Source organism: Helicobacter pylori (assembly GCF_015904775.1).
Classification (GTDB): Bacteria; Campylobacterota; Campylobacteria; order Campylobacterales; family Helicobacteraceae; genus Helicobacter; species Helicobacter pylori_DM.
In genome coordinates, this window is record NZ_JADZNC010000010.1 from 17,434 (window position 1) to 43,320 (window position 25,887).

Here is a 25,887-nt window from a genome sequence, read left to right on the forward strand (position 1 = left end):
CCAACTACCTTAAATAACCACATAATGAACGCTTAAGCACGCAGGAATGTTTTTAAGCTCTTCTAAAACTTCCAAAGAAACTTCTTCATCTACAATAATGAGCGCTAAGGCTTCTTTTTGCGTGTTACGCCCCAAACGAAAATCAGCGATGTTAATGCCATGCCTAGCGAACGCATTCCCCACACTCCCAATAACGCCTGGAATATCCGTATTCCTGAATAAAAGCATCTTGCCCTTTGGCTCTATATCAATATGAAACCCATCAATCTCAGTGAGTTTTAAAATATCTTCTTCAAACACCGTGCCGCTCACGCTGATTGAACCATTGGCCGCATTTAGAGTTAAAGAGAGCATGTTTTTATAGGGCGAAGCGCTTTCTTTAAGGCTAACCTTAATCTCAATGCCTCTTTCTTTAGCCACAAAGGGGGCGTTAATGTAATTGATTTTATCCCCTACAACAGGTTTTAACACCCCAACTAGCGCAAAGGCTACAAGGGCGTCTTTAAATTGGTTGATCTCCCCACAAAGACTGAGCTCAATTTTTTGGCACACGCCCTTATGGATTTGACTGGAAAAATAACCCAGTTTTTGCGCTAAATTCAAGTAGGCTTTCGCGCTTGCATCAAAAGCTTGCATGGGCAAATTCAAAGCATGCGGGTGGCTTGAACCCCTTAAAGATTCCATAACCCCTTGAGCGGCTTGTTTGGAAATTTCTTCTTGGGACTCTAAAGTGTTCGCACCAATATGGGGGGTCGCATAAACATTGGGCAAGTCTAAAAGCTTGTTATGAACGCCAGGCTCTTTAGAAAAGACATCAATGCCAAGCCAACGCACTTTTTTGGTTTCTAAAGCTTCATAAAGAGCGTCTTCATTATAAAGCCCCCCTCTAGCGCAATTAATTAAAATAACCCCTTTTTTCATGCGTTCAATCTCTTTAGCGCCTATCATGTTAATGGTTTCTTTATTTTTAGGGGTGTGGATAGTGATCATATCGCATTGTAAAATGTCTTCAAAATTCTTTGTGTAAATGACCCCTAAATCAGTGGCTTTTGAAGAAGGGATATAAGGATCATAGGCTAAAACTTCCATTTCAAAAGCTTTTGCTCTAATGCCCACCCTAGAGCCAATGTTTCCAAAACCAATGATGCCCAGCTTTTTATTTTTCAATTCCGTGCCATACCAATCTTCTCTTTTCCATAACCTTTGGTGTTTGATTTGATCGTTCGCGCAAGGGAATGAGCGCACTGCATTGATCAAATGCGCCATGGTCAATTCCACGGCGGCAATCGTGTTAGCGGTAGGGATATTCATCACTACAATCCCTTTTTGAGAGCAGCTTTCTAAATCAATATTATCCACTCCCACGCCCGCTCTCACGATGGATTTTAAGTGGGTTAGGGGCTTTAAAAAATCGCTTGTGATAGGGGTCATGCTGCGAGTGATGAGTGCATCCATGGGGGTGAGTTTTTCTAAAAGCTCCTTTTTGGGGCATTTGGAATAATCATGCAAGACAATGTCTTTTTGGGCTTCTAAAATTTGAATGCCTTTAGCATGGATGGGGTCGCAAATGGCTACTTGATACATTTTTATCCTTTGAATTTAAAAAACAGCATGATAGCGTATTTTATAATAGTCTAAATCAGCTAAAAAGCGTTCTTTTTTGTTTTTGTCTAAATAGATGATGAGATTGGGTTGGTTTTTGGTGCTATCGTAAGCGTAATCAATTTGTTCTTTTTTGAGGATTTCTTTTAAACACCACCATTGATAGTCCTTTAAATCCTTAATGATAAGCTTTGAATACTCCCTTTTTTTTTCTTCAAAAGGGATTTCAAAATGATGCTCTATAACGGGGTAATTGATAGATTCTTGCACATCAAGGTTTTGAGAAAGGGCGTTATTGCGATTTTCTTCGTTATGGGAGGCTTTTTCATCGTTAGGGGTATTAGGATTATTGGGGCTTTCTTCTAGGTTGATTTCATGGCTTTTTGCATCTGTTTGAGAGAGGCCTTCATTGGTTTGAGAGATCGCATGTGTTTGAGAGATCGCATGAGAAGCAGTGGGCATTTCTTTTTTAACGCTTAAAAACAAATAGGCTAAAACGCCAAGAGCGATAGCTATGGAAATAAAAGCAACAACACCCTTAAATCTCATGCCATTCTCATGCTTTTAAAATCACTCTTTAGAGTTTTTCTTTAAGAATATCCCCTAAAGTCATTTTATCATCGCTCGTGTTAAAGGCTTGCAATTCTTCTTTTTCTTTTTTGCGCTCTAACCTGTGCACAGAAGCGCGCACCTTGTTGTTAGACTTTTCAATCGCAACCACCACGCAAGTGATTTCTTGGCCTATTTTGATTTCATCTTTTTTCAAGGGGTTCAAATCTTCATTTTTGATCAGCACATCAATGCCATCAGCATTAATGAAAACGCCAAAATCCTTAATACTCACCACTTTGCCTTGAATCACGCTATCTGTTTTATGCTTTTGAGCGAATTCTTCTGTAGGGGAAGTCACCAAGTGCTTCGCGCTCAAAGAAATCTTTTTATCTTTTTTGTTGATTTTAAGGATTTTCACTTTGATCATATCGCCAATTTTATAGTGGTCTTTGCATTTTTTATCTTTATCCCAAAAAGCGTCGTGATTGTGGAGCAAACCATCCACCCCACCCAGATTCAAAAACGCCCCAAAATCCGTTAAAGTCGCCACTTTGCCCTCTACAATATCCCCCACTTGGTGTTTAGATTCAAAAACATCAAAAGGCCTGTTAGTGAGTTGTTTTAAAGAAACCCTTAAGCGGCGGTTTTTAGGATCAATGTCAATGATCTTCACATCAATCTCTTGCCCCACGCTCAAGTAATGGCTAGGGTGGCTGACATTTTTATCCCAAGAGATTTCAGAAACATGCAAAAAGCCTTCAATATCATTACCAATATCCACAAACACCCCATAATGTTCAATATTGCTCACCACCACCTTAATGGCGTATCCGGGTTTTAGCTTGTCTTGGATCTCTTCCCATGGGTCTTCTATGGTCGCTTTTATGGAGAGCGAAAGGCGTCTTTTTTCTGCATCATAAGCGATGGCTTTGACATAGACTTCATTGCCCTCTTTGTAGTATTTTTCAGGGTTGACTGGTCCTTTATGGCTGATTTCAGAATAATGGACCAAGCCCTCAATCCCCTTAGCTTCTACAAAAATGCCAAAAGGGGTGATCTGTCTCACAACCCCTAATACCGGCTCTGTGGCTTCTAACAATTCTTTAGAAACCTCAAGCTGTCGTTTGTCATTGACTTCAAAGAATCGTTTGCGAGAAATATTGATAGAATGGTTTTCCTTATCCACACGAATGATACACGCTTTAATGCATTTGCCGATATGGTTTGCATCATTCTTTAAAGAAGAGTGCGAGCGGGAGAGGAAATACTCCACGCCTTGAGACTCCACGATATAACCCCCTTTATTCTTGCCTACAATCTTGCCTTCAATAATGGCGTTTTCATAGTTTTCGCCTAATTCTTCAATTTTAGCCTGAATCTTTTGTTGGGAAATGGCCTTTTTGTAGGAAACGCTAGGGTGTTCACCTTTTTCGGACACATGCACGATAATGGGGTCATTTTTTTGATACAGCAACCGCCCCTTTTCATCGGTGATCTCGCTTAAAGCCAAACGGCCTTCTGTCTTACCGCCCACGCTCACCATGGCATAACCATCATTCTCATTGATGGAAACGATTAGCCCTTCTTTGATAGTGCCCTTTTCTAGGGTTTCTTCTTTTTCTAATTCTTTTTTAAAGAGTTTTGCGAAGTTTTCCTCCTCGTCATTAAAGTTCTGATCATCTGCTATCTTGCTCATTGACTGCCTTACTATAAAATAAATATAAAATCCTTAAGGGCATTGTATCCTTTTTTGGCTTACAAAATCGTTTAAAAACTAACAATTAGCGGTTTTTTTAAAGAAAATTTTCAAAATGTGTTAAATCGTGCTGATTTTTTGCTTGACATTTTCTATAATCCAATCCGGCGTGGAAGCCCCAGCGGTAATCCCGCACAATTTTTTATCCTTAAACCACACCAACTCTAATTCGTTTTCATCTTCTACCAAGTAGCTGTCTTTGCAATGCTGTTTGGCGATGCTTAAGAGCTGTTTGGTGTTTGAAGAAGTTTTACCGCCCACGACTATCATAATATCCACTTCCTTACTCAAATCCAAAGCGGCTTTTTGGTTGTAGGAAGTAGCGTTACAAATCGTGTTAAAAATACGCACTTCAGTGCATCTTTCCACCAAATAAGAAGCGATTTGCAAGAGTTTTGGGGTTTGTTTGGTGGTTTGAGAAACTAAAGCCACTTTCCGTTGCAATTTTTTTTCTTGCAATTCTTCTAACGAATTGACGACTAAAGCTTGGTTAGTGGCATAGCTTATCACGCCCTTGACTTCAGGGTGGTTAATGTCCCCAAAAAGCACGATTTGATACCCTTCTTTGCTCATGGATTCCACAATCTGCTGAGGTTTGATCACATACGGGCAAGTCGCATCAGTGATTTTGACCCCCTTGTTTTTCAAGTATTCTAAATCCTGCTTAGGAATGCCATGGGTTCTTATGATCACGCTTTTGTTTTTAGGGATTTTTTTAGGATCTTCTTCAATTTTCACATTGAAGTTTTTTTCCAAACGATTGATTTCTTTAGCGTTATGAATGAGCGAGCCAAAAATCAAGCTGTTTTGATTTTTTTCAGCGATTTGTATCGCTCTTTTGACGCCAAAACAAAAACCATAATCTTTAGCCATTTTAATTTCCATTAAGATTCCTTTTTTTGAATTTATTGAGTAGGTGTTTGAATTGCGGGAAAGAAATGTTTGCGCATTCTAAATTATCAATTTCTAAAGGCAACGCTAAAGTTAAAACAGCAAAACTCATCGCAATCCTGTGATCATTGAAGCTTTTGATAAGGGGGGGTTTTTTTTGAGAAAGGTGCTGTTTTAATGGGCTTATATATTCTAATCCCTCTACATAAAACCCGTCTTCAAACTCTTCGCACTCAATCCCTAAAGCTTTGAAATTAGAAATAACCGCTTTAATCCTATCGCTTTCTTTGGCTCGTAAATCTTTAGCGTTTTTAACCATGCTTTTGCCTTTTGCAAAAAGCATAGCGATACTCAAAGCGGGGATTTCATCAATAAGACTAGCGATATTTTGATCAATACTGATCGCTTTTAAAGGGGCATGCTCTATATAAATATCGCCAATCATTTCTAAATCTTTGGACTGAATCGCATACTCTATGGAAGCGCCCATTTTTTTCAAAACCTCAAACGCTTCTATGCGAGTGGGGTTGAGCAAGACATTTTTTAAAAGAAGGCGGCTTTTTGGCGTAATCGCGCAAGCGAGAGCGAAAAAAAACGCGCTAGACGGATCATTGGCTATCGTAAAATCAAAAGCTTCTAGGGGTTTTTCTAGGGGTGAAATTTTTAAAACGCCGTCTTGATTGTGAATGTTAGCCCCCAAACTTTTAAGCATGATTTCTGTGTGGTTACGGCTAAGCTCATTTTCTTTATAGGTGCTTGCGCCTTGAGCTTGCAAAGCGCTTAAAATAAAAGCGCTTTTGACTTGAGCTGAAGCGATAGGGCTTTCATAATTACAAGCTTTTAAAGGATTCCCTAAGATCACTAAGGGGGCGAAATGGTTATCCTCTCTCCCTAAAATCCTTGCCCCAAAAGCTTTCAAAGGTTCAATGATTCTTTTCATGGGGCGTGCGTTTAGGGAATTGTCCCCGCTTAAAACAAAAAGCCCTTTTTGAGCGCTTAAAAGCCCGCTGTATAAACGCATGCTAGTGCCAGAATTGTTGCAATTTAAGATCTTGTTAGGCTCTTTTATAGCCGTTGGGGGCGTGATTTTAAAAGAATTTTTAGCGGTATTTTCCACTTTAGCCCCTAAATTTTGAGCGATTTCTAAAGAGCTTAAACAATCTTCTCCCATTAAAAAATTCCGCACGAAACAAGGCTTTTGAGCGAGTAGGCTAAAAATAACGGCTCTGTGTGAGAGCGATTTATCGCTAGCGTTAATGTCAAGCTCTATCACAATTATCCTTTATATTATCCCTTAAGGCGGGCGTTAAATTCTTTTTCTAAAATTTCAAGCGCTTTTTGCACGGCTGAATTGACCTCTTCATCATTTAAGGTTTTTTCTAAAGAATGGATCACGCAACGCAGACTTAAGGCTATGGTATTATCGCTTTCTTTAAAAACATCAAGGGGTAGAATTTCGCTTAAATTAGGGATTTGAGCGTCTTTTAGGGCTTTTTTAATCCTGCTAAAAGCGGTGTTTTCATCAATAATGAGAGTCAAATCCCTCACACTGCTAGGGTAAATGCTAAAGGGTTTTAATAGCATGGCGGGGCGTTTGAGTTTAGAAGCGTCTATCTCAGCGTAATAGCTTTCAAACAAATCTAATTCCTGGATCACTTTAGGGTGGATTTTAGCGATCACGCCTATGATTTCATTGTTTTGAATGATTTTAGCGCTCTGGTAGGGGTGGTTAATGGGGGTTTGAATGGTTAGTTTTTCCAAGCTGAAATCCCCTATAACTTTTGAAACGCATTCAGCGAAAGAGTAAAAATCCCAAGTCTTGCCTTTAGCGTCAGGGTAGCTTTCTTTTTTTTGTAAGCCGCTTACTAAAAAGCCTAGTTTTTGGATCTCTTCTCTTTTAGAGTTATACACGCTCCCTTTTTCATAAAGGGCGATGCTTTTAAACCCTAAATTTTTATTCCTTAAACTAGCGTCTAAAAGCCCGCAAACAAGGCTCGTTCTTAGGGTGTTGAGATCCGTTGTGATAGGGTTTTGCAATTCTAGGGGATCTTCTAAAACTTCAAAGCCCAATTTTTGCTGTTTTTCTTTAGAGTAAAACACGTAATGAATGACTTCTTTAAAACCGCAAGCGAGAGCCTTGTGTTTAAGGTTTTCAAAAAAGCGGTGCGTGTCATAATGGGGGTTTGAATTTTTGCTACTGACACAATTAAGGGGCTTTGAGATCAAATTATCAATCCCTACAAAGCGCAAGATTTCTTCAGCAATATCTTGGATCGTTTTAATGTCATGCCTGAAATTTGGCACAATAACCTCTAAAATTTGGGGTTTTGAGTTTGGCTCTTTTACGCTGACTTTAAAGCCTAAACTTTTTAAAATGCCTTGAATTTTTTCTTCTTCTACAGCAAGTCCCAAAATTTCGGTGATGTCTTCAAGCTGGAATTTAAGGGCGTGATCTTTTAAAGAATGCTTGGTTTGTTTGCTTTCTAAAATCGTGGCTTTTAAATGAGCGCTTAAAAAATTCAGGCCGTCTGATAAATTAGGGTTGCTCCCCCTAGCGCTTCTATAAATAAGGGCGTTGTCTTTTTGAAGCGTTTTATCTTTTAGGGCGTGCAATTTTAAAGACAGGCTTATCGGATCAATATAACTTGCTTCTAAAAGCAAACACTCGCTCAAATCTTTTTGATCTTGATGCTTGATAGCGATAGTGGAGCGTTTTTGATGGTTGATATAAACGCTTTCAAGGTTGTTTTCATCGTTTTTCACGCTCAAATCCATAGGGGTTTTATTCAGGCTATAAGCGTTCAATATTACCCCACTAAAATGCGCACTAAATTCTATGAAATTGTTCAGATCGTTCTCGCTTAAGGCATTGTTATGAGCGAGCGAAAGTTTGATATTTAAAGGGGTTTTTAAAGAATGATTATAAATCAAATAATAAGCCAGATGCGACTCAATATTTTCACCCACACTAAGCGTGATCAGATCGCTTTTTGGCGTAAAATTTAAAGCCTTAATAGGCTTTAGGGGCGTGTGATAAAAGGCGCTAATCTCTCTAGCAATACCTAAAACGCTCAAGCAATCCCCACGATTAGGAGTCAAGGAAATTTCTAAAACATGCGTGTTGAAAGGGGCGTATTCATTCAATTCTTTCCCTAAAACCAACTCCCCAACGCTCTCATCTAATTCCAAGATGCCATCATTGATTTTAGGGAAACCCAATTCGTTGCTAGAGCAAATCATACCACAGCTTTCAACCCCCCTAAGCTCCGTTTTAGCGATGGTGGTTGAGCCGATTAGCGCCCCGTTTAAAGCGACTGGCACGAATTGGTTTGGCGCGACATTTTTAGCCCCACACACGATTGGCAACACTTCTTTGCCAATATCCACTTGACACACGCTGAGTTTTTCAGCGTTTTTATGGGGGGCTTTTTCTAAAACCTTACCCACAACCACATTTTTAGGAGCGGCACAAGAAACACAGCTTTCCACTTCTAAGCCTAAGCGACTCAAATCCTCACAGAGTTTGGCTATATCTTTAGGCGTATTGACAAAAACATTCAAATCATTGACGCTCAGTTTCATTAAAAGCTCTCCAACACTCTTAAATCAGTTTCAAAAAAACTGCGCAAATCATTGATTTGGCAAGTCAACATGGCTAATCTTTCAATCCCCATGCCAAAGGCAAATCCGCTCACATTCTCATACCCTATGGCTTCAAACACCGCATTATTGACCATGCCACAGCCCAACACTTCTAGCCAGCCTGTGTGCGAGCAAACCCTACAGCCTTCTTGCTTGCAAAACACGCAACTAATATCCACTTCAGCGCTTGGCTCTGTGAAAGGGAAAAAGCTAGAACGCCATCTTAATTTCACGCCGCCAAAGAAATAATGCAAAAAGTCTTCGATCACGCCCTTTAAGTGCGTGAAACGGATATTCCCTTTTTGATCCACGACAAGCCCTTCAATTTGGTGGAACATGGGCGTGTGGGTCAAGTCATAATCGCGCCTAAAGGTTTCGCCTAAACAAATCATCTTAATGGGTGGGGTCTGTTCTTGCATGGTGTGGATTTGCACGGGCGAAGTGTGGGTCCTTAAAAGCTTGTGATCTTTAAAATAGAAAGTGTCTTGCATGTCTCTTGCAGGGTGGTAAGGGGGCAAGTTTAAAGCGCTGAAATTATGGAAATCATCTTCCACTAAAGAGCCGATTTCAAGCTTGTATCCTAATGGGGTAAAAAATTCAATGATTTTATTTTTAGTATAATTCAAAGGGTGAGAAGAGCTTGTTTTGATAGCGTTAAACAAACTCACATCAATTTTTTCTTTTTTCAAGCGTTCTTCTAATTCAAGCTCCAAAATAGCCTTTTTTTTCCATTCAAAGGCTTTTTCAAACGCTTGTTTATAATGGTGGATTTCTTTAGCAAAGGCGTTTTTTTCTTCGCCGTTTAGATTTTTGAGTTGGTTGAATTTATCCGCAAAAACCCCCTTTTTACCCAAAGCATTCAAACGCACTTCTTCTAACTCTTTGCTATTAGTAACCTTTTCTAATCGCTCTATTAAGGTGTGCAATAATGATCCTTATATTTTATTTTTAAAAAGCTATAATACAACTTTAATAAAAGAAAAACCTTAAAAGGGAGCAAAAAGAGCATGAATGTGTTTGAAAAAATAATCCAAGGCGAAATCCCTTGTTCTAAGATTTTAGAAAACGATCGTTTTTTATCCTTTTATGACATTAACCCTAAAGCTAAAGTGCATGCATTAGTGATCCCCAAACAAAGCATTCAGGATTTTAACGGCATCACCCCAGAGCTTATGGCGCAAATGACAAGTTTTATTTTTGAAGTGGTGGAAAAATTAGGCATCAAAGAGAAGGGTTACAAGCTTTTAACCAATGTGGGTAAAAACGCCGGGCAAGAGGTGATGCATTTGCATTTTCATATTTTAAGCGGGGATAAACATTAAAAGCGTTGGTGGTGTTTCGTGCAAGCGTTTTTAAACAGGAGTTTTGCTCCCTTGCTCAATCCTAATGAGAGCGTTTTAGAACAGGTTAAATCCAGTATTATTTTAAAAAAAGGGGTGTCTTATTTTGACTGGGGGGCTTCAGGTTTAGCGAGCGCTTTAGTGGAAAAGCGCGTGAAATCCTTACTGCCTTATTACGCGAACGCTCATTCTGTCGCTTCTAAACATGCGATTTTAATGGGCATGCTTTTAAAAGAATGCCAAGAAAAGTTGAAGCGTTCTTTAAATTTGAGCGATAATCATTGCGTCTTGAGTGCGGGGTATGGGGCGAGTTCAGCGATTAAGAAATTTCAAGAAATTTTAGGGGTGTGTATCCCTTCAAAAACGAAGAAAAATTTAGAGCCGTATTTGAAAGATATGGCTTTAAAGCGTGTGATTGTAGGGCCTTATGAGCATCATTCTAATGAAATCAGCTGGCGTGAAGGTTTGTGTGAAGTGGTGCGTATCCCTTTGAATGAACATGGCTTATTGGATTTAGAAATTTTAGAGCAAACTTTAAAAAAATCCCCTAACAGCCTGGTTTCTATGAGCGCGGCTTCTAATGTAACCGGACTGCTTACGCCCTTAAAAGAAGTTTCATTGTTGTGTAAGAAATATAGGGCTACTTTAGCTTTGGATTTAGCGAATTTTAGCACGCATGCTAACCCTAAAGATTGCGAATACCAAACCGGTTTTTATGCGCCTCATAAGCTTTTAGGGGGCATTGGAGGGTGCGGTCTTTTAGGCATTTCTAAAGATTTGATTGACACGCAGATCGCCCCGAGTTTTAGCGCAGGGGGCGTGATTAAATACGCTAATTGCACACGGCATGAATTTATTGATGAATTGCCTTTGAGGGAAGAATTTGGCACGCCAGGGTTGTTGCAATTTTACAGGAGCGCTCTAGCGTATCAATTGAGAGATGAATGCGGTTTGGATTTTATCCATAAGAAAGAAAACAACCTTTTAAGAGTGCTAATGCATGGCTTAAAAGACTTGCCCGCTATTAATATTTATGGGAATTTAACAGCGAGTCGTGTGGGGGTAGTGGCTTTTAATATTGGAGGGATTTCGCCCTATGATTTAGCGAGAATCTTAAGCTATGAATACGCTATTGAAACCCGGGCAGGTTGCTCTTGCGCAGGGCCTTATGGGCATGATTTATTGAATCTTAACGCCCAAAAGTCAAGCGATTTTAACGCTAAACCCGGATGGCTTAGGGTGAGCTTGCACTTCACGCATTCCATAAACGATATTGATTATTTGCTAGACAGCTTGAAAAAAGCGGTTAAAAAATTGCGTTAAGCTAAAACTATTTTTAAGGAAAAATTTGGATATTTTAGATTTGAACAAAGCGCAAGCGGTGCAACAAAATGAACAAGAGGTAGAGGATAAAGAAAAAGAGTCTAAAGAGCCGGTGGTTTTGGAAGATTTGAGCGCTTTAGCATGGCTTGAATTAGAAGAGTTTAGCCGCCTTTCAGGGATTCCTAAAGAAAGGATCTTAGAATTAGTGAATCTTGGTAAGATTAAAAGCAAAATAAGCCACAACAAGCTTTTAATTGATGCGAGCAGCGGGACAAACGCTCTAATCAAAAAGGTAGAAAACAATTTGATTTCTATGGATATGAACGGGCGTTCTTTAGAGCCTGTGTTTGTGGAAAAGACCATTAACACGATTTTAAACTTGCATGATAAGGTCATTGGCGCTAAAGATGAAACGATTTCAGCCTTTAAAAATGAAAACATGTTTTTAAAAGACGCTTTAATCTCTATGCAAGAAGTCTATGAAGAAGATAAAAAAACCATCGATCTTTTGCGAGATGAACTCAATCAAGCGAGAGAAGAAATTGAATTTATGAAGAGGAAATACCGCTTGATGTGGGGGAAAGTCGCTGACATGAGCAGCGTGAATAAAAAGTAGTTTAAATTAACGCCCATGCTTTGAGGGCTTATTAGCGGTAATTTTAGGTGAATCTATGTTAGAATTTGGGGTATTTTAACAGAATGCAAGCTTGAAGGAGAACCATGTCCATTTCACGCAGAAGTATCCTAACAAAAATCCCAATCGCGCTCGCTAGCACTAATGTTTTAAAAGCTGTTGGTGTTTTTGAAAAGGTAGAATCCATTCCGCATGCAACGCATTTTGGCCCCTTTATCGCAAAGGTTCAAAATGGAGTGATTAAAGATATTGTCCCCCAAAAGAGCGATTATAACCCTACCATGATGTTAAAAGCGATGGCAGATAGGGTGTATTCAGATAGTAGGGTGAAGTATCCTTGCGTGCGTAAGAGTTTCTTAGAAAACAAAAAAAACCACAAAGAATTGCGCGGGAGAGAAGAGTTTGTGCGCGTGAGTTGGGATGTGGCGTTGGATTTAGCGGCTAAAAAGCTTAAAGAAATCCCTAAAGAAAACATTTATAATGCCAGTTATGGTGGTTGGGGGCATGCGGGTAGCTTGCATCGTTGCCATCATTTAGCATGGCGTTTTTTTAACACGACTTTAGGGGGGGCTATTGGCACTGATGGGGAATATAGTAATGGTGCGGCTACAAGAATAAACCCTATGATTGTAGGGGATATGGAAGTTTATTCGCAACAAACCACGCATGAAGAGATGATTAAAAATTGTAAGGTGTATGTCATGTGGGGGGCGGATTTACTCAAGTGTAACCGCATTGATTATTTTGTGCCAAACCATGTCAATGACAGCTACTACCCTAAGTATAAAAGAGCCGGTATTAAATTCATTAGTATTGATCCCATTTATACCGAAACCGCTCAAGCCTTTAATGCTGAATGGATACCCATTCGCCCTAACACTGATGTAGCGTTAATGCTAGGCATGATGCATTATCTTTATACAAGCAATCAATACGATAAAGCGTTTATCGCTAAATACACTGATGGTTTTGATAAATTCTTACCCTATTTGCTAGGAGAGAGCGATAAGGCGCCTAAGACTTTAGAATGGGCGTCTCAAATCACTGGAGTGAGCGCAGAAAAGATCAAAGAATTAGCGGATTTATTTGTCTCTAAGCGCACTTTTTTAGCGGGTAATTGGGCCATGCAAAGAGCTCAGCATGGCGAGCAACCGGATTGGGCGTTAATTGTTTTAGCCAGCATGATTGGTCAAGTGGGCTTATCGGGTGGGGGCTTTGGCTTTTCTATGCATTATGGAGGGAACGCTCAAGCGAGCTCGGGGGCAAGAATTGTTCCTATGATTTCACAAGGGCATAATTCTGTAAAAAGTGCTATTCCAGCATCTAGAGTTTCTGAAGCGATTTTCAATCCGGATAAAGAAATTGATTTTATGGGTAAAAAACTCCAATTGCCTAAAATCAAAATGATCTACAATTGCGGGACGGATTTATTAGGGCATGAAGCTGATACAAACGAGCTGATTCGCGCTTTAAGGACCTTAGATTGCGTGATCGTGCATGAGCCTTGGTGGACGCCTACAGCGAAATTTGCTGATATTGTCTTTGCTTCCACTAGCACTATGGAAAGAGATGATATTACTTTTGGGGGGAGTTATTCTAAGAATGTGGTTTATGCCATGCGTAAAGTGGTAGAGCCTGTTTATGAATCCAAAGACGATTATGAGATTTTCAGGCAGCTTGCTTTACGCATTGGGGGCAATGAAACAGAGCAGAAATTCACTGAATCTAAGAGTTACATGGAATGGATTAAGGGCCTTTATGAAAAAAGCGATGGCCCTACTTTGAAATCGTTTGATCAATTTTGGAGGGATGGCTTTGTGGAGTTTGAAATCCCTGAAAATGCGAGAAAGTTTGTGCGTCATGCGAAATTCAGGCAAGACCCTATTAACAATAAGCTGGATACAGAGAGCGGGAAAATTCAAATTTTTTCTCAAAAATGCGCGGATTTTAAACTGGCCGATTTTAAAGGGCATCCTGCTTGGTTTGAGCCAGCTGAGTGGCTAGGCTCTAAAATGGCTGAGACTTATCCGTTCCATTTAATCTCTCCGCACCCAAAATACCGTGTCAATTCACAGCTTGATAACACTTGGGTTAGGAATGTGTATAAAATTCAAGGCAGAGAGCCTGTAATGATCAACGAACTAGACGCTAATAAATTAGGCATTAGGCATGGTGAAATTGTAGAAGTGTTTAACGCTAGGGGGAGGTTGTTAGCAGGGGCGTTTGTAACTAAGAATATCCGTCAAGGGGTTTTGAGTATCCAAAAAGGGGCGTGGTATGACCCAGAAGATGTGAGAGCTAGAAGCCCACGATGCAATGCAGGGCATGTGAATACGCTCACTTCTTTACGCCCCACAAGCAGCATGACACAAGCCATTTCAGCCAATACCGCCTTAGTTAATATCAGAAGACTCAGAAGGTATGAATTAGTCAAACCCTATCATTCTATTTCAACACCAAGCATCATTGGGGCTTAAACGGAGTGAAAATACTAGCATGAGAGTGTTTTTACCCAATAAAGACTTAATAACTAAAGACTTGACACTAGCCAAGCTAAAGCGTAATTTTCAATTTTTATATTATAATACCCAATCAATGCGTTTAATTTCTGTTTTCAATATTGACACTTAAAGGATAAAAGATGAATATTTTTCAAACGAGTTTGAAATGTTGCGTGGGGTTGGTTTTATTTATGGGGGTCTTATTAGGGGATTCTAAAGCTTTTAAGGTTAGGGTGGATAAAAGTTTGACTCCGCCCTTTTTGAATGTGCTTTCATTAGCTTTTAAACAAGACATGAAAAAAGAGATCATTTTTGTGGTTACCAAAAGCAACAAATTGAGTAAAAAAGTGCTTTGTGATTTTGACGCTTTTTTATTGCCTGAGACTCTGATGAGTGGCATGCCTAAAAAAGCGCTATTCCATAAGGAGTTTTTATTCCAATCTAAAGAAAATAAGACGCTCTATGTGTTTTCGCTGATTGATTCTCAATATTGCTCAAAAGGTGGAAATTACAGATACGAACTAGAAAAATTAGAACGCTGGTTTGTGCAAAAAGCGCCTGAGTTGGCTGAAAGCTATAGGGTGAATTACAAAAATCAATACAATAAAACACAGATCCCACAAAAATAAAGAATGAGAGATGATTTTAGTATTAGATTTTGGGAGCCAATACACACAGCTGATTGCTAGAAGATTGAGAGAGAGCGGGATTTATACAGAAATAGTCCCTTTTTTTGAAAGCGTAGAAAACATTCAAAAAAAAGCCCCTAAAGGTTTGATTTTGAGTGGGGGGCCAGCGAGCGTGTATGCTAAAGACGCTTACAAGCCTAACGAGAAAATCTTTGATTTGAATGTGCCGATTTTAGGGATTTGCTACGGCATGCAGTATTTGGTGGATTTTTTTGGGGGGGTAGTGGCTGGTGCGAATGAGCAGGAATTTGGTAAGGCTGTTTTAGAAATCACTCAAAATTCCGTGATTTTTGAAGGCGTGAAGATTAAAAGCCTTGTGTGGATGAGCCATATGGATAAGGTCATAGAATTGCCTAAAGGCTTCACTACCCTTGCAAAAAGCCCTAATTCCCCCCATTGCGCGATTGAAAACGGCAAGATTTTTGGCTTGCAATTCCACCCAGAAGTCGTTCAAAGCGAAGAAGGGGGTAAGATTTTAGAAAATTTTGCCCTTTTGGTTTGCGGCTGTGAAAAAACTTGGGGGATGCAGCATTTCGCTCAAAGAGAAATAGCGCGATTGAAAGAACAAATTGCTAACGCTAAGGTGTTGTGTGCGGTGAGTGGGGGCGTGGATTCTACGGTGGTCGCTACGCTATTATACAGAGCTATTGAGGATAATTTGATCGCTGTTTTTGTGGATCATGGCTTGTTGCGTAAAAATGAAAAAGAAAAAGTCCAAGCGATGTTTAAAGACTTGCAAATCCCTTTAAACACGATAGACGCTAAAGAAGTCTTTTTGTCTAAATTAAAGGGCGTGAGCGAGCCTGAGTTGAAGCGAAAAATCATCGGCGAAACCTTTATTGAAGTGTTTGAAAAAGAAGCCAAAAAGCACCATTTAAAAGGCAAGATTGAATTTTTAGCCCAAGGCACTTTATACCCTGATGTGATTGAATCCGTGAGCGTTAAAGGGCCTTCAAAAGTGATCAAAACGCACCATAATGTGGGCGGACTGCCTGAATGGATGGACTTTAAACTCATAGAGCCTTTAAGGGAATTGTTTAAAGATGAGGCGCGCTTGTTGGGTAAAGAATTGGGCGTTAGCCAGGATTTTTTAATGCGCCACCCCTTTCCAGGGCCTGGGCTTGCAATAAGGATTTTAGGCGAAATCAGTGAGAGTAAGATCGAGCGCTTGCAAGAAGCGGATGCTATTTTTATAGAGGAGCTTAAGAAAGCCCGTTTATACGATAAGGTTTGGCAAGCCTTTTGCGTGCTGTTGAATGTCAATTCTGTGGGGGTTATGGGGGATAATCGCACTTATGAAAACGCTATTTGCTTAAGGGCAGTAAACGCGAGCGATGGCATGACAGCGAGCTTTTCATTTTTAGAGCATTCTTTTTTAGAAAAGGTTTCTAACCGCATCACTAATGAAGTGAATGGTATCAATAGGGTGGTGTATGATATTACCTCTAAGCCGCCAGGAACGATTGAATGGGAATGATTATCTTAAAAATAGCGCTAAAAGTGGGATTTTTTGGGTAAGATTAGGAATTGATTTTAAATAAAAAGAAAGAAAGGAATTTAATGAAAAAAGGTAGTTTAGCAATCGTTTTAGGATCGTTACTAGCAAGTGGGGCGTTTTATACGGCTCTAGCTGATGGGATGCCTATGAAGCAACAGCACAATAACATGGGCGAGTCAGTGGAGTTGCATTTCCACTATCCTATTAAAGGCAAACAAGAGCCTAAAAATAACCATTTGGTTGTTTTAGTCGATCCTAAGATAGAGGCTAATAAGGTTATCCCTGAAAATTATCAAAAAGAATTTGAGAAGTCTTTGTTCCTCCAACTGAGTAGTTTTTTAGAGAGAAAGGGCTATAGCGTTTCACAATTTAAAGATGCTAACGAAATCCCTCAAGACATCAAAGAAAAAGCGTTGCTCGTTTTACGCATGGATGGGAATGTGGCTATTTTGGAAGATATTGTGGAAGAAAACGATGCGGCGAATGAAGAAAAGGTGATAGACATGTCTTCGGGGTATTTGAATTTGAATTTTGTTGAGCCAAAAAGTGAAGACATTATCCATAGTTTTGGTATTGATGTTTCAAAGATTAAGGCTGTGATTGAAAAAGTGGAGTTGCGGCGCACCAATTCTGGAGGTTTTGTCCCCAAAACTTTTGTGCATAGGATCAAGGAAACCGACCATGATCAAGCCATTAAAAAAATCATGAATCAGGCCTATCACAAAGTGATGGTGAATATCACCAAAGAGTTAAGCAAAAAACACATGGAACATTATGAAAAAGTTTCTAGTGAAATGAAAAAACGAAAGTAGTTTTAAGAAACGAAAAGCTTAAAATCATTGAGAGCTGTTTTTAAAAAGTAGCTTTTTAAAAGGGTGGGGGAGTTGGATTGATATCATTTTTGAGTGCCGCTTTTGATTTCAGCGGTATTTTTGAAAAATTACGCTCAAAAATTAGAAAATTCAGTTATAATAACGCTTCATGTGAAAATTTCGGGGCGTAGCGCAGTCTGGTTAGCGCACTTGGTTTGGGACCAAGGGGTCGAAGGTTCGAATCCTTTCGCCCCGACCACTTTTTTGCGTAGTTTATTGTTCTGTTTAAAATTCTTTGGTAGAATATCGCTTCCTTTCGTTGAATGGTGGGAGTAGCTCAGTCGGTTAGAGCATCAGATTGTGGTCCTGAGGGTCGTGGGTTCGATTCCCATCTTCCACCCCATCTCATTAAATAAGCGTTTTACCAAGTTTTATGTTAGTCATTCCTTTATTTGAATTGTAAGCGTTCGTAGCTCAATTGGATAGAGCACCAGACTTCGGATCTGGGGGTTAGGGGTTCGACTCCCTTCGGGCGTACCACCTAACATTAATACCATTAATGCGCTTGTAGCTCAGCTGGATAGAGCAACAGCCTTCTAAGCCGTAGGTCGCAGGTTCGAGTCCTGCCAAGCGCACCACTTTTGACATTCTTTAAAGAGGAGTTATGGATTCTTTAGAGTGGGGATTGCTCATTTTCTTAATTCTTGTTTTTCTTGTAGGCATAGGATACTACATTTTTATGGTTTTTTCTTCTAAAGATTGATCGTCAAAATAGCCCAATGACAAGTGGTAGGGTTAGAAATCTCTAAAACATAGATCTTATATGAAAACATTCAATAAAAGCGAAAAACATAAAAAGTGAAACATGTAAGAATAAAAGACATGCACATTATCCGTGACTTTATCGCACCGAACAGGGAAAGCTTTTTGACTACGGCCTATGCAAAATCCTACTATAAAAATATTAAATAAAGCAAGACTTGTTAAAAATTAAGGCTCCGTTTTTAATTGAATTTCAATCATAAAATGTAAAAATACTCAAAGCATCGCATCAAGGATATAGTGATCTAAAAAGAGGCTCACAATTGATCTAAAGCCCGCTTTTTAGGGATAAATAAAAAGCGTTTTCAAATTGCATAGGTAACTTTATGGGGCGAAGCGTTTCTAATTTTTGGTATAATCGCTAGAAATTGTGAGAAAGATTTTATCTTGTTTGAGTGGGGTTTTGCATGCGTTTATTATTGTGGTGGGTATTGGTATTATTGTTGTTTTTAAATCCTTTGAGAGCGGTTGAAGAGCATGAAACAGATGCGGTGGATTTGTTTTTGATTTTCAATCAAATCAACCAGCTCAATCAAGTCATTGAAACTTATAAGAAAAACCCTGAAAGAAGCGCTGAAATTTCTCTGTATAACACCCAAAAGAACGATTTGATTAAAAGTTTGACTTCTAAAGTGTTGAATGAAAGGGATAAGATCGGGATTGATATAAATCAAAATTTAAAAGAGCAGGAAAAAATCAAAAAGCGTTTGTCTAAAAGCATTAAGGGCGATGATTTCTACACTTTCATGAAAGATAGATTGTCTTTAGATATTTTGTTGATAGATGAAATTTTGTATCGTTTTATAGATAAAATCAGGAGCAGTATTGATATTTTTAGCGAACAAAAAGATGTAGAAAGTATCAGCGATGCTTTTCTTTTGCGTTTAGGACAATTCAAACTCTACACTTTCCCTAAAAATTTAGGCAATGTCAAAATGCATGAATTAGAGCAGATGTTTAGCGATTATGAATTGCGTTTGAACACTTACACTGAAGTTTTGCGTTACATTAAAAACCACCCTAAAGAAGTGCTTCCTAAAAACTTGATCATGGAAGTGAATATGGATTTTGTGTTAAACAAAATCAGCAAGGTTTTGCCTTTCACAACCCATAGCTTGCAAGTGAGTAAGATCGCGCTGGCTTTGATGATTTTAGCCTTATTGCTGGGTTTAAGGAAGTTGATCACTTGGCTTTTAGCCTTATTATTAGATCGTATTTTTGAAATCATGCAGCGCAATAAAAAAATGCATGTCAATGTGCAAAAGAGCATTGTTTCGCCGGTTTCTGTCTTTTTAGCCCTATTTAGTTGCGATGTGGCTTTAGATATTTTCTACTACCCTAACGCATCGCCCCCTAAAGTTTCTATGTGGGTGGGCACGGTGTATATCATGCTTTTAGCATGGTTAGTGATAGCGCTTTTTAAAGGCTATGGGGAAGCGTTAGTTACGAATATGGCTACCAAAAGCACGCACAATTTTAGAAAAGAAGTGATCAACTTGATTTTAAAAGTCGTGTATTTTTTGATCTTCATTGTCACGCTTTTAGGGGTTTTGAAACAATTGGGGTTTAACGTTTCAGCCATCATCGCTTCTTTAGGGATTGGGGGGTTAGCGGTGGCTTTGGCGGTTAAAGATGTGTTGGCGAATTTCTTTGCTTCGGTCATTTTATTATTAGACAATTCGTTTTCTCAAGGGGATTGGATCGTGTGCGGTGAAGTGGAGGGCACGGTGGTGGAAATGGGGTTAAGGCGCACCACGATCAGAGCCTTTGACAACGCTCTTTTGTCCGTGCCTAATTCAGAATTAGCCGGAAAACCCATTAGGAATTGGAACCGTCGTAAAGTGGGAAGGCGTATTAAAATGGAAATAGGCTTAACTTATAGCTCCAGTCAAAGCGCTTTACAGCTTTGCGTGAAAGACATTAAAGAAATGTTAGAAAACCACCCTAAAATCGCTAATGGATCCGATAGCGCTTTGCAAAATGCGAGCGATTACCGCTACATGTTTAAAAAAGATATTGTTTCTATTGACGATTTTTTAGGGTATAAAAACAATTTGTTTGTCTTTTTAGACCAGTTTGCGGACAGCTCTATTAATATTTTAGTGTATTGCTTTTCTAAAACAGTGGTTTGGGAAGAGTGGCTAGAAGTCAAAGAAGACGTGATGTTAAAAATCATGGGGATTGTAGAAAAGCACCATTTGAGTTTTGCTTTCCCATCACAGAGCTTGTATGTGGAGAGTTTGCCAGAAGTTAGCCTGAAAGAAGGGGCTAAAATCTAAAACTTGCAATTATTGGTAGATGTATTCTTTGGTTAAGGGGAAAGTGTTATCCACGCTGTTGGTTAAAAGCAATTGGAATAAATCTGCACTCCCCACCCTGAAAGCCGATGCGCAAGTCCTTAAATACAGATCCCACATGCGGATAAATCTTTCGTCATAGCCGAGTCTTTTCACTTTATCTAGATTGTGGTTGAAATTGTCTCGCCAAATGTCTAAAGTCTTGGCGTAATGGATGCGTAAGCTTTCAGCCATGAGCAAGTGGAAGTCGCATTCGCTCATCACGCTCATCACTTCTCTTAAAGAGGGCAAGTAGCCACCTGGAAAGATGTATTTATCCACCCATGCGTTAGTCTTGCCTTCAAAACAGCATAAAATGGAGTGGAGCAAAAACATCCCGCCTCTCTTTAACACTTCTTTAACTTTTTTGAAATAAAAGGGCAAATTATCCTTACCCACATGCTCAAACATACCCACGCTCACCACCTTATCAAAGCGGTACAAGCGCCCGTCTAAATCCTGGTAATTCAATAACTTGATCGTTACTTTATCCTCTAACCCTAGCTCTTGAACTCGTTTGTTAGCCTGTTTGTATTGCTCGCTAGAAATGGTGATCCCCATCACTTCCGCCCCGTATTCTTGTGCAGCTTTTACAGAGAGATAGCCCCAACCACAGCCTATATCCAGCAGTTTTTCGCCAGGCTTTAGGTGGAGCTTTTTTAAAGTGTGATCTAATTTTTGGAGTTGGGCGGCATGGAGGGTGTCATCGTCTTTTTTGAAATAAGCGCATGAATAGCTTAAGGTTTCATCCAGCCAGATAGAATAAAAGTCATTCCCTAGATCGTAATGTTTAGAAATGTTGGAGCTTTCTTTGATGGGTTTTTGGATAGCTTTAGCGTTGTCATGTTTGTGCAAATGCTCATAATTGGTTTGCAAATACAAAGAATGCATCACCTCATCCATAGAGCCTTGAATATCAATCACGCCGTCCATATAAGCCTCAGCGATCGTCAAAGACATGTCTTTTTTAATATCGCTAAATTTCAGGGGGCGATGGATTTTAAGGGTGAATTTAGGCGAATGTTCGCCATTCCTATAAACGCTATTATCCCAAAAAACGACCTGATAATCGCCGTTTTTCCACTGCTTGAACATGCTTTTGAGCAAAAATTTTGAAATCATCTGTCTATTCCTTAACTCATTTTTCAATTTTTTGAGCGTTAATTATAATGAATTTTAAGCTAAAAACACCCCATGAATAGGCATAAATTCAACCTTTATTCTCTAAATTTTTAAAAGCATGTTAAAATTAAGAGATTTAAACAAATTTAAGGTAACACGATTATAAAGATGCAAAAATCACTGATCACAACCCCCATTTATTATGTGAATGACATCCCTCATATTGGTCATGCTTATACGACTTTGATTGCGGACACTCTAAAGAAGTATTACACGCTTCAAGGCGAAGAAGTCTTTTTTTTAACCGGCACCGATGAGCATGGGCAAAAGATCGAACAAAGCGCGAGACTAAGGAATCAAAGCCCCAAAGCTTACGCCGATAGCATTAGCACGATTTTTAAAAACCAGTGGGATTTTTTCAATTTGGATTATGATGGTTTTATCCGCACCACAGACAGCGAGCATCAAAAATGTGTGCAAAACGCTTTTGAAATCATGTTTGAAAAAGGGGATATTTATAAAGGCACTTATAGCGGGTATTATTGCGTGAGCTGTGAGAGTTATTGCGCGATTTCTAAAGCGGACAATACGAACGATAAAGTCCTATGCCCTGATTGCTTGAGAGAGACCACGCTTTTAGAAGAAGAGAGCTATTTTTTCAGATTGAGCGCGTATGAGAAGCCTTTATTGGATTTTTACGCTAAAAACCCTGAAGCGATTTTGCCTATTTATCGTAAAAATGAGGTAACTTCTTTTATTGAGCAGGGTTTATTGGATCTGTCCATCACGCGCACGAGCTTTGAATGGGGCATTCCTTTGCCTAAAAAGATGAACGATCCTAAACATGTGGTGTATGTTTGGCTAGACGCTTTATTGAATTATGCGAGCGCGTTAGGGTATTTGAATGGTTTAGACAATAAAATGGCGTATTTTGAACGCGCTAGGCATATTGTGGGTAAGGATATTTTGCGCTTCCATGCTATTTATTGGCCAGCTTTTTTGATGAGCTTGAATTTACCCTTATTCAAACAGCTTTGCGTGCATGGGTGGTGGACGATAGAGGGCGTGAAAATGAGTAAGAGCTTGGGTAATGTTTTAGACGCTCAAAAGCTCGCTATGGAGTATGGGATTGAAGAATTACGTTATTTTTTATTGCGTGAAGTGCCTTTTGGGCAAGATGGGGATTTTTCTAAAAAAGCGTTAATAGAAAGGATCAATGCGAATTTGAATAACGATTTGGGGAATTTGTTGAATCGCTTGCTAGGCATGGCTAAAAAATATTTTAATTATTCTCTAAAAAGCGACAAAATCACCGCTTATTATTCTAAAGAGCTAGAAAAAGCGCATCAAATTTTAGATAACGCTAATTCTTTCGTGCCTAAAATGCAGTTGCATAAGGCTTTAGAGGAATTGTTTAATATTTATGATTTTTTGAATAAACTCATCGCTAAAGAAGAGCCGTGGGTCTTGCACAAAAACAACGAATCAGAAAAACTAGAAGCCTTATTGAGCTTGATCGCAAACGCGCTGTTACAATCAAGCTTTTTACTCTATGCGTTCATGCCAAAGAGCGCTATGAAATTAGCGAGTGCTTTTCGTGTAGAAATCACGCCCCATAATTACGAACGCTTTTTTAAAACCAAAAATTTACAAGATATGATTTTACAAGACACCGAGCCTTTATTTTCCAAAATTGAGAAAATTGAAAAGATTGAAAAAGGGGAGGAAGCCCTAGCAGAAAAAGCAGAAAAAAAAGAAAAAGAAAAAGCCCCACCAACACAAGAAAACTATATTAGTATTGAGGATTTCAAAAAAGTAGAGATTAAAGTGGGGCTTATCAAAGAAGCTCAAAGGATTGAAAAATCCAATAAATTACTGCGCTTAAAAGTGGATTTAGGCGAAAATCGTTTGAGGCAGATCATCTCAGGGATCGCTTTGGATTATGAGCCTGAAAGTTTGGTGGGGCAAATGGTGTGCGTGGTGGCCAATTTAAAACCTGCAAAGCTTATGGGCGAAATGAGTGAGGGCATGATTTTAGCGGTGCGAGATAGCGATAATCTAGCCTTAATCAGCCCTACCAAAGAGAAAATTGCAGGAAGTTTGATCAGCTAAATGCGATTAGGGGTGAATGAAGCCGTAGAATTGAGTTTGGGTGAATTGCAAAACACGCCCTCAATCAGCTATTTTAATTCCATTGTTTTGTCTTTAAATAAGGTGCAAAAAGGTTCTTTATTTGTGGCTAAGGATCATGCTCTCATTCCCAAAGCTTTAGAGTTAGGGGCTTATGGGATTTTATACACAGGAGAATATCCTTTAAGCGATAAGGATGTGGCATGGATCAAGCTTAAAGATATAGAGCATTCTTTGAATCATTTGTTTAAATTCTGTTTGTTGAACGAGCGCGTGGTCGGGGTGCTGTTAAGCCCCATAGAATTAGAGATCGCTTCTAAAATCATCGTGAGCGAATTTGTGTGGTGTTTGAAAGAGAGCCTTGAAGATTTGTTCATTATAGAGGGGTGTAAAATAGCCTTTTTTGATAAATTGGAGTGGCTTCATTTGTTTTACAAGCAAGAGCGCTTGAAAGAAGATTTAAAAGACGATTTAAAAGAAAGCCGTTTGATTGTTCTCAACCAATCGTTTTTTTGCAGCGCTTTAGTCTATGAAAAACAAGAGTATGAATTAAAAATGCCATGCGTCTTTTTAGAGCCTTTAAAAAGGGTCATTCAATTGTGCGAAAAATTAAAGATTGAATTTGATTTGAATCTTTTAAGCAAGAAAGAACCTGCTTTAGATCATTGCAAACCCTTTTTTGTGAATAAAAATTTAGAAATAGCCCCTTATGGCGCAACGGCAAGGGTGGTTGTCGCTGAGACTTCAAAAGAATTGTTTGAAATGATGCTTCAAAAAGCCCTTGAGACTTTATTGTGGGGGAAAATTGTCGTGTTTTGTCGTAAAAACAGCGTGGCTTTCTTTGAAAAAAATAACCCTTATTGTTACACCACTCATAACAACCTTAAAGAGCAATTAAAAAATTTAGCGTTTAATTTCGCTTTTATTTATGGGATTAGCTCCCATCATTTAGAATCCCTTTTAAACCCCCCTCTTTTTAAAAAAACCCCCACGCTATGGTAAGTCATGCTCATTTGTAACGATAATCTCAATCCAAAAACCCTTTTAGAAGAAATCATGGCATTAAGGCCATGGCGTAAAGGCCCTTTTGAAATTTCTCAAATCAAGATTGATAGCGAATGGGATAGCTCCATTAAATGGGATCTAGTCAAAAACGCCACTCCTTTAAAAGACAAAATAGTGGCTGATGTGGGTTGCAATAACGGCTATTACTTGTTTAAGATGCTAGAATATAAGCCTAAAAGTTTGGTGGGGTTTGATCCGGGCGTTTTAGTCAAAAAACAATTTGAATTTTTAGCCCCCTTTTTTGATAAAGAAAAAAAAATCATTTATGAGTCTTTAGGGGTAGAGGATTTGCATGAAAAATACCCTAACGCTTTTGATGTCATTTTTTGCTTAGGGGTGCTATACCATAGAAAAAGCCCGCTAGAAGCTTTAAAAGCCTTATATCATGCTTTAAAGATAAGAGGGGAGCTGGTGTTGGATACGCTTATTATTAATTCGCCCCTAGACATCGCCCTTTGCCCTAAAAAAACTTACGCTAAAATGAAAAACGTTTATTTTATCCCCAGTGTTAGCGCTTTAAAAGGGTGGTGCGAAAGGGTGGGGTTTGAAAATTTTGAGATTCTTAGCGTTTCAAAGACCACGCCTAAAGAACAGCGTAAAACGGATTTTATTTTGGGGCAGAGTTTGGAAGATTTTTTGGATAAAACGGATTATTCTAAAACTTTAGAGGGGTATGACGCTCCTTTAAGAGGGTATTTTAAAATGCTTAAACCAAGCAAGCGTTAAATAAAGGATAAGATAGTGCAAGAATCAGTCGTTCGTGTGGATTATGACTCTTTAGAGACTTGTAAGAATTTCAAACCAAGCGTTGGCACTGAATTAATCGTTTTAGAAAAAGATATAGCCCATGCGCGTTTCAAGGGCAATGAAAGCATGGTGTATGAAGAAAATTTTGTGCATGCCGGGTTTGTGCTTATTGCGTGCAATTATGCGGCCTTGTGCGCGTTGAATAAAAGACACAGCGTGGTGGTTTCTAATAACATTAATTTTTATGCCCCACTAGAATTGAATCAAGAAGCGCTCATTAAAGCACAAGTGATTCAAGATGGCGTGAAAAAAGCTGAAATAAAAATAGAGGCGTTTGTGTTAGACATTCAGGTTTTAGAGGGAATGATAGAAATCGTGGTGTTTGATAAAAAGCCTTTTAAATTCAATTTTAAAGAAGAGTAGTT

The 25,887-nt window shown here is 39.0% G+C and carries 21 protein-coding genes and 4 tRNA genes; 17 read left to right on the forward strand and 8 right to left on the reverse strand.

The features are described 5' to 3' along the window. Positions 1-9: 9 nt before the first annotated feature. The 7 genes from serA to pheS all read right to left on the reverse strand — a co-directional run bounded on the left by serA (position 10) and on the right by pheS (position 9,369). Complete coding sequence (gene serA, locus I6852_RS05765) at positions 10-1,584, reverse strand: phosphoglycerate dehydrogenase (RefSeq protein WP_197291760.1); 1,575 nt, start codon at positions 1,582-1,584, stop codon at positions 10-12. A 15-nt stretch (positions 1,585-1,599) separates the two neighbouring features. Next, on the reverse strand, positions 1,600-2,151 hold the full coding sequence (locus I6852_RS05770; RefSeq protein ID WP_197291759.1) for a hypothetical protein: 552 nt from the start codon (positions 2,149-2,151) through the stop codon (positions 1,600-1,602). Positions 2,152-2,179: 28 nt separating this feature from the next. Then, a complete protein-coding gene (locus I6852_RS05775; protein ID WP_197291758.1) occupies positions 2,180-3,850 on the reverse strand; it encodes a 30S ribosomal protein S1 in 1,671 nt (556 codons plus the stop codon). 120 nt (positions 3,851-3,970) lie between these two features. Beyond that, positions 3,971-4,795, reverse strand: a complete 825-nt coding sequence (locus tag I6852_RS05780) for a 4-hydroxy-3-methylbut-2-enyl diphosphate reductase (RefSeq protein ID WP_053577737.1) — start codon at positions 4,793-4,795, stop codon at positions 3,971-3,973. Continuing rightward, positions 4,785-6,074 carry a 3-phosphoshikimate 1-carboxyvinyltransferase gene (gene aroA / locus I6852_RS05785; RefSeq protein ID WP_197291757.1) on the reverse strand — a complete coding sequence of 430 codons (1,290 nt, stop codon included), beginning with the start codon at positions 6,072-6,074 and terminating at the stop codon, positions 4,785-4,787. The genes I6852_RS05780 and aroA overlap by 11 nt, the downstream gene beginning before the upstream one ends. Before the next feature lie 14 nt (positions 6,075-6,088). Further along, positions 6,089-8,383, reverse strand: coding sequence for a phenylalanine--tRNA ligase subunit beta (pheT, locus tag I6852_RS05790; protein WP_197291756.1), 2,295 nt, complete (start codon positions 8,381-8,383; stop codon positions 6,089-6,091). Continuing rightward, a complete protein-coding gene (gene pheS / locus I6852_RS05795) occupies positions 8,383-9,369 on the reverse strand; it encodes a phenylalanine--tRNA ligase subunit alpha (RefSeq protein ID WP_000557112.1) in 987 nt (328 codons plus the stop codon). The genes pheT and pheS overlap by 1 nt, the downstream gene beginning before the upstream one ends. A gap of 81 nt (positions 9,370-9,450) precedes the next feature. Between pheS and I6852_RS05800 the strand changes: the two genes are divergently transcribed. The 13 genes from I6852_RS05800 to I6852_RS05855 all read left to right on the forward strand — a co-directional run bounded on the left by I6852_RS05800 (position 9,451) and on the right by I6852_RS05855 (position 20,341). Further along, entirely contained in the window at positions 9,451-9,765 is a 315-nt protein-coding gene (locus I6852_RS05800; protein ID WP_001100337.1) for a histidine triad nucleotide-binding protein, read from the forward strand. A gap of 18 nt (positions 9,766-9,783) precedes the next feature. Next, complete coding sequence (locus I6852_RS05805; RefSeq protein ID WP_197291755.1) at positions 9,784-11,106, forward strand: aminotransferase class V-fold PLP-dependent enzyme; 1,323 nt, start codon at positions 9,784-9,786, stop codon at positions 11,104-11,106. 25 nt (positions 11,107-11,131) lie between these two features. Continuing rightward, positions 11,132-11,722 (forward strand): DUF3972 domain-containing protein, encoded by a 591-nt coding sequence (locus tag I6852_RS05810; protein WP_165558933.1) that lies wholly within the window; start codon positions 11,132-11,134, stop codon positions 11,720-11,722. A gap of 104 nt (positions 11,723-11,826) precedes the next feature. Further along, positions 11,827-14,217 (forward strand): molybdopterin guanine dinucleotide-containing S/N-oxide reductase, encoded by a 2,391-nt coding sequence (locus I6852_RS05815; RefSeq protein ID WP_197291754.1) that lies wholly within the window; start codon positions 11,827-11,829, stop codon positions 14,215-14,217. 164 nt (positions 14,218-14,381) lie between these two features. Next, the gene (locus I6852_RS05820; protein ID WP_001020235.1) at positions 14,382-14,870 is read left to right on the forward strand and encodes a hypothetical protein; all 489 of its coding nucleotides are present in this window, start codon (positions 14,382-14,384) and stop codon (positions 14,868-14,870) included. Between the two features lie 10 nt (positions 14,871-14,880). Next, on the forward strand, positions 14,881-16,407 hold the full coding sequence (guaA, locus tag I6852_RS05825; RefSeq protein WP_197291753.1) for a glutamine-hydrolyzing GMP synthase: 1,527 nt from the start codon (positions 14,881-14,883) through the stop codon (positions 16,405-16,407). After that, complete coding sequence (locus tag I6852_RS08210) at positions 16,364-16,471, forward strand: neuraminyllactose-binding hemagglutinin-like domain protein (protein ID WP_078215504.1); 108 nt, start codon at positions 16,364-16,366, stop codon at positions 16,469-16,471. Before guaA ends, I6852_RS08210 begins: the two co-directional genes overlap by 44 nt. A 19-nt stretch (positions 16,472-16,490) precedes the next feature. After that, on the forward strand, positions 16,491-17,240 hold the full coding sequence (gene hpaA2 / locus I6852_RS05830) for an HpaA2 protein (RefSeq protein ID WP_197291752.1): 750 nt from the start codon (positions 16,491-16,493) through the stop codon (positions 17,238-17,240). A gap of 181 nt (positions 17,241-17,421) precedes the next feature. Then, positions 17,422-17,499, forward strand: a tRNA-Pro gene (locus I6852_RS05835). A gap of 67 nt (positions 17,500-17,566) precedes the next feature. Beyond that, a tRNA-His gene (locus I6852_RS05840) sits at positions 17,567-17,643 on the forward strand. A 60-nt stretch (positions 17,644-17,703) separates the two neighbouring features. Then, positions 17,704-17,780: transfer RNA gene (locus tag I6852_RS05845), tRNA-Arg, on the forward strand. Positions 17,781-17,801: 21 nt separating this feature from the next. Beyond that, positions 17,802-17,878: transfer RNA gene (locus I6852_RS05850), tRNA-Arg, on the forward strand. 591 nt (positions 17,879-18,469) lie between these two features. Continuing rightward, on the forward strand, positions 18,470-20,341 hold the full coding sequence (locus I6852_RS05855) for a mechanosensitive ion channel family protein (protein WP_197291751.1): 1,872 nt from the start codon (positions 18,470-18,472) through the stop codon (positions 20,339-20,341). Between the two features lie 9 nt (positions 20,342-20,350). Here the strand turns inward: I6852_RS05855 and cfaS are convergent, their stop codons facing one another. Then, positions 20,351-21,520 carry a cyclopropane fatty acid synthase gene (gene cfaS / locus I6852_RS05860; protein ID WP_197291750.1) on the reverse strand — a complete coding sequence of 390 codons (1,170 nt, stop codon included), beginning with the start codon at positions 21,518-21,520 and terminating at the stop codon, positions 20,351-20,353. Positions 21,521-21,688: 168 nt separating this feature from the next. Here cfaS and metG point away from each other — a divergent pair, with 168 nt between their 5' ends. Genes metG through I6852_RS05880 form a run of 4 tightly spaced genes read left to right on the forward strand, consistent with a single transcriptional unit; the run spans position 21,689 to position 25,885 of the window. Next, entirely contained in the window at positions 21,689-23,632 is a 1,944-nt protein-coding gene (metG, locus tag I6852_RS05865) for a methionine--tRNA ligase (RefSeq protein WP_197291749.1), read from the forward strand. After that, positions 23,633-24,652 (forward strand): ferrochelatase, encoded by a 1,020-nt coding sequence (locus I6852_RS05870; protein ID WP_197291748.1) that lies wholly within the window; start codon positions 23,633-23,635, stop codon positions 24,650-24,652. A 3-nt stretch (positions 24,653-24,655) separates the two neighbouring features. Continuing rightward, on the forward strand, positions 24,656-25,441 hold the full coding sequence (gene cmoB, locus I6852_RS05875) for a tRNA 5-methoxyuridine(34)/uridine 5-oxyacetic acid(34) synthase CmoB (protein ID WP_197291747.1): 786 nt from the start codon (positions 24,656-24,658) through the stop codon (positions 25,439-25,441). A 15-nt stretch (positions 25,442-25,456) separates the two neighbouring features. Then, positions 25,457-25,885 (forward strand): hotdog domain-containing protein, encoded by a 429-nt coding sequence (locus tag I6852_RS05880; protein ID WP_001158310.1) that lies wholly within the window; start codon positions 25,457-25,459, stop codon positions 25,883-25,885. The last annotated feature ends 2 nt before the right edge of the window (positions 25,886-25,887 follow it).

Excerpts from the sequence above, each read along its gene's own strand:
- serA (WP_197291760.1), bottom strand. The coding sequence starts at position 1,584 with ATGTATCAAGTAGCCATTTGCGACCCCATCCATGCTAAAGGCATTCAA.
- I6852_RS05770 (WP_197291759.1), bottom strand. The coding sequence starts at position 2,151 with ATGAGATTTAAGGGTGTTGTTGCTTTTATTTCCATAGCTATCGCTCTT.
- I6852_RS05775 (WP_197291758.1), bottom strand. The coding sequence starts at position 3,850 with ATGAGCAAGATAGCAGATGATCAGAACTTTAATGACGAGGAGGAAAAC.
- I6852_RS05780 (WP_053577737.1), bottom strand. The coding sequence starts at position 4,795 with ATGGAAATTAAAATGGCTAAAGATTATGGTTTTTGTTTTGGCGTCAAA.
- pheT (WP_197291756.1), bottom strand. The coding sequence starts at position 8,383 with ATGAAACTGAGCGTCAATGATTTGAATGTTTTTGTCAATACGCCTAAA.
- I6852_RS05800 (WP_001100337.1), top strand. The coding sequence starts at position 9,451 with ATGAATGTGTTTGAAAAAATAATCCAAGGCGAAATCCCTTGTTCTAAG.
- I6852_RS05815 (WP_197291754.1), top strand. The coding sequence starts at position 11,827 with ATGTCCATTTCACGCAGAAGTATCCTAACAAAAATCCCAATCGCGCTC.
- I6852_RS05820 (WP_001020235.1), top strand. The coding sequence starts at position 14,382 with ATGAATATTTTTCAAACGAGTTTGAAATGTTGCGTGGGGTTGGTTTTA.
- guaA (WP_197291753.1), top strand. The coding sequence starts at position 14,881 with ATGATTTTAGTATTAGATTTTGGGAGCCAATACACACAGCTGATTGCT.
- I6852_RS08210 (WP_078215504.1), top strand. The coding sequence starts at position 16,364 with ATGATATTACCTCTAAGCCGCCAGGAACGATTGAATGGGAATGATTAT.
- hpaA2 (WP_197291752.1), top strand. The coding sequence starts at position 16,491 with ATGAAAAAAGGTAGTTTAGCAATCGTTTTAGGATCGTTACTAGCAAGT.
- I6852_RS05855 (WP_197291751.1), top strand. The coding sequence starts at position 18,470 with ATGCGTTTATTATTGTGGTGGGTATTGGTATTATTGTTGTTTTTAAAT.
- cfaS (WP_197291750.1), bottom strand. The coding sequence starts at position 21,520 with ATGATTTCAAAATTTTTGCTCAAAAGCATGTTCAAGCAGTGGAAAAAC.
- metG (WP_197291749.1), top strand. The coding sequence starts at position 21,689 with ATGCAAAAATCACTGATCACAACCCCCATTTATTATGTGAATGACATC.
- I6852_RS05870 (WP_197291748.1), top strand. The coding sequence starts at position 23,633 with ATGCGATTAGGGGTGAATGAAGCCGTAGAATTGAGTTTGGGTGAATTG.
- cmoB (WP_197291747.1), top strand. The coding sequence starts at position 24,656 with ATGCTCATTTGTAACGATAATCTCAATCCAAAAACCCTTTTAGAAGAA.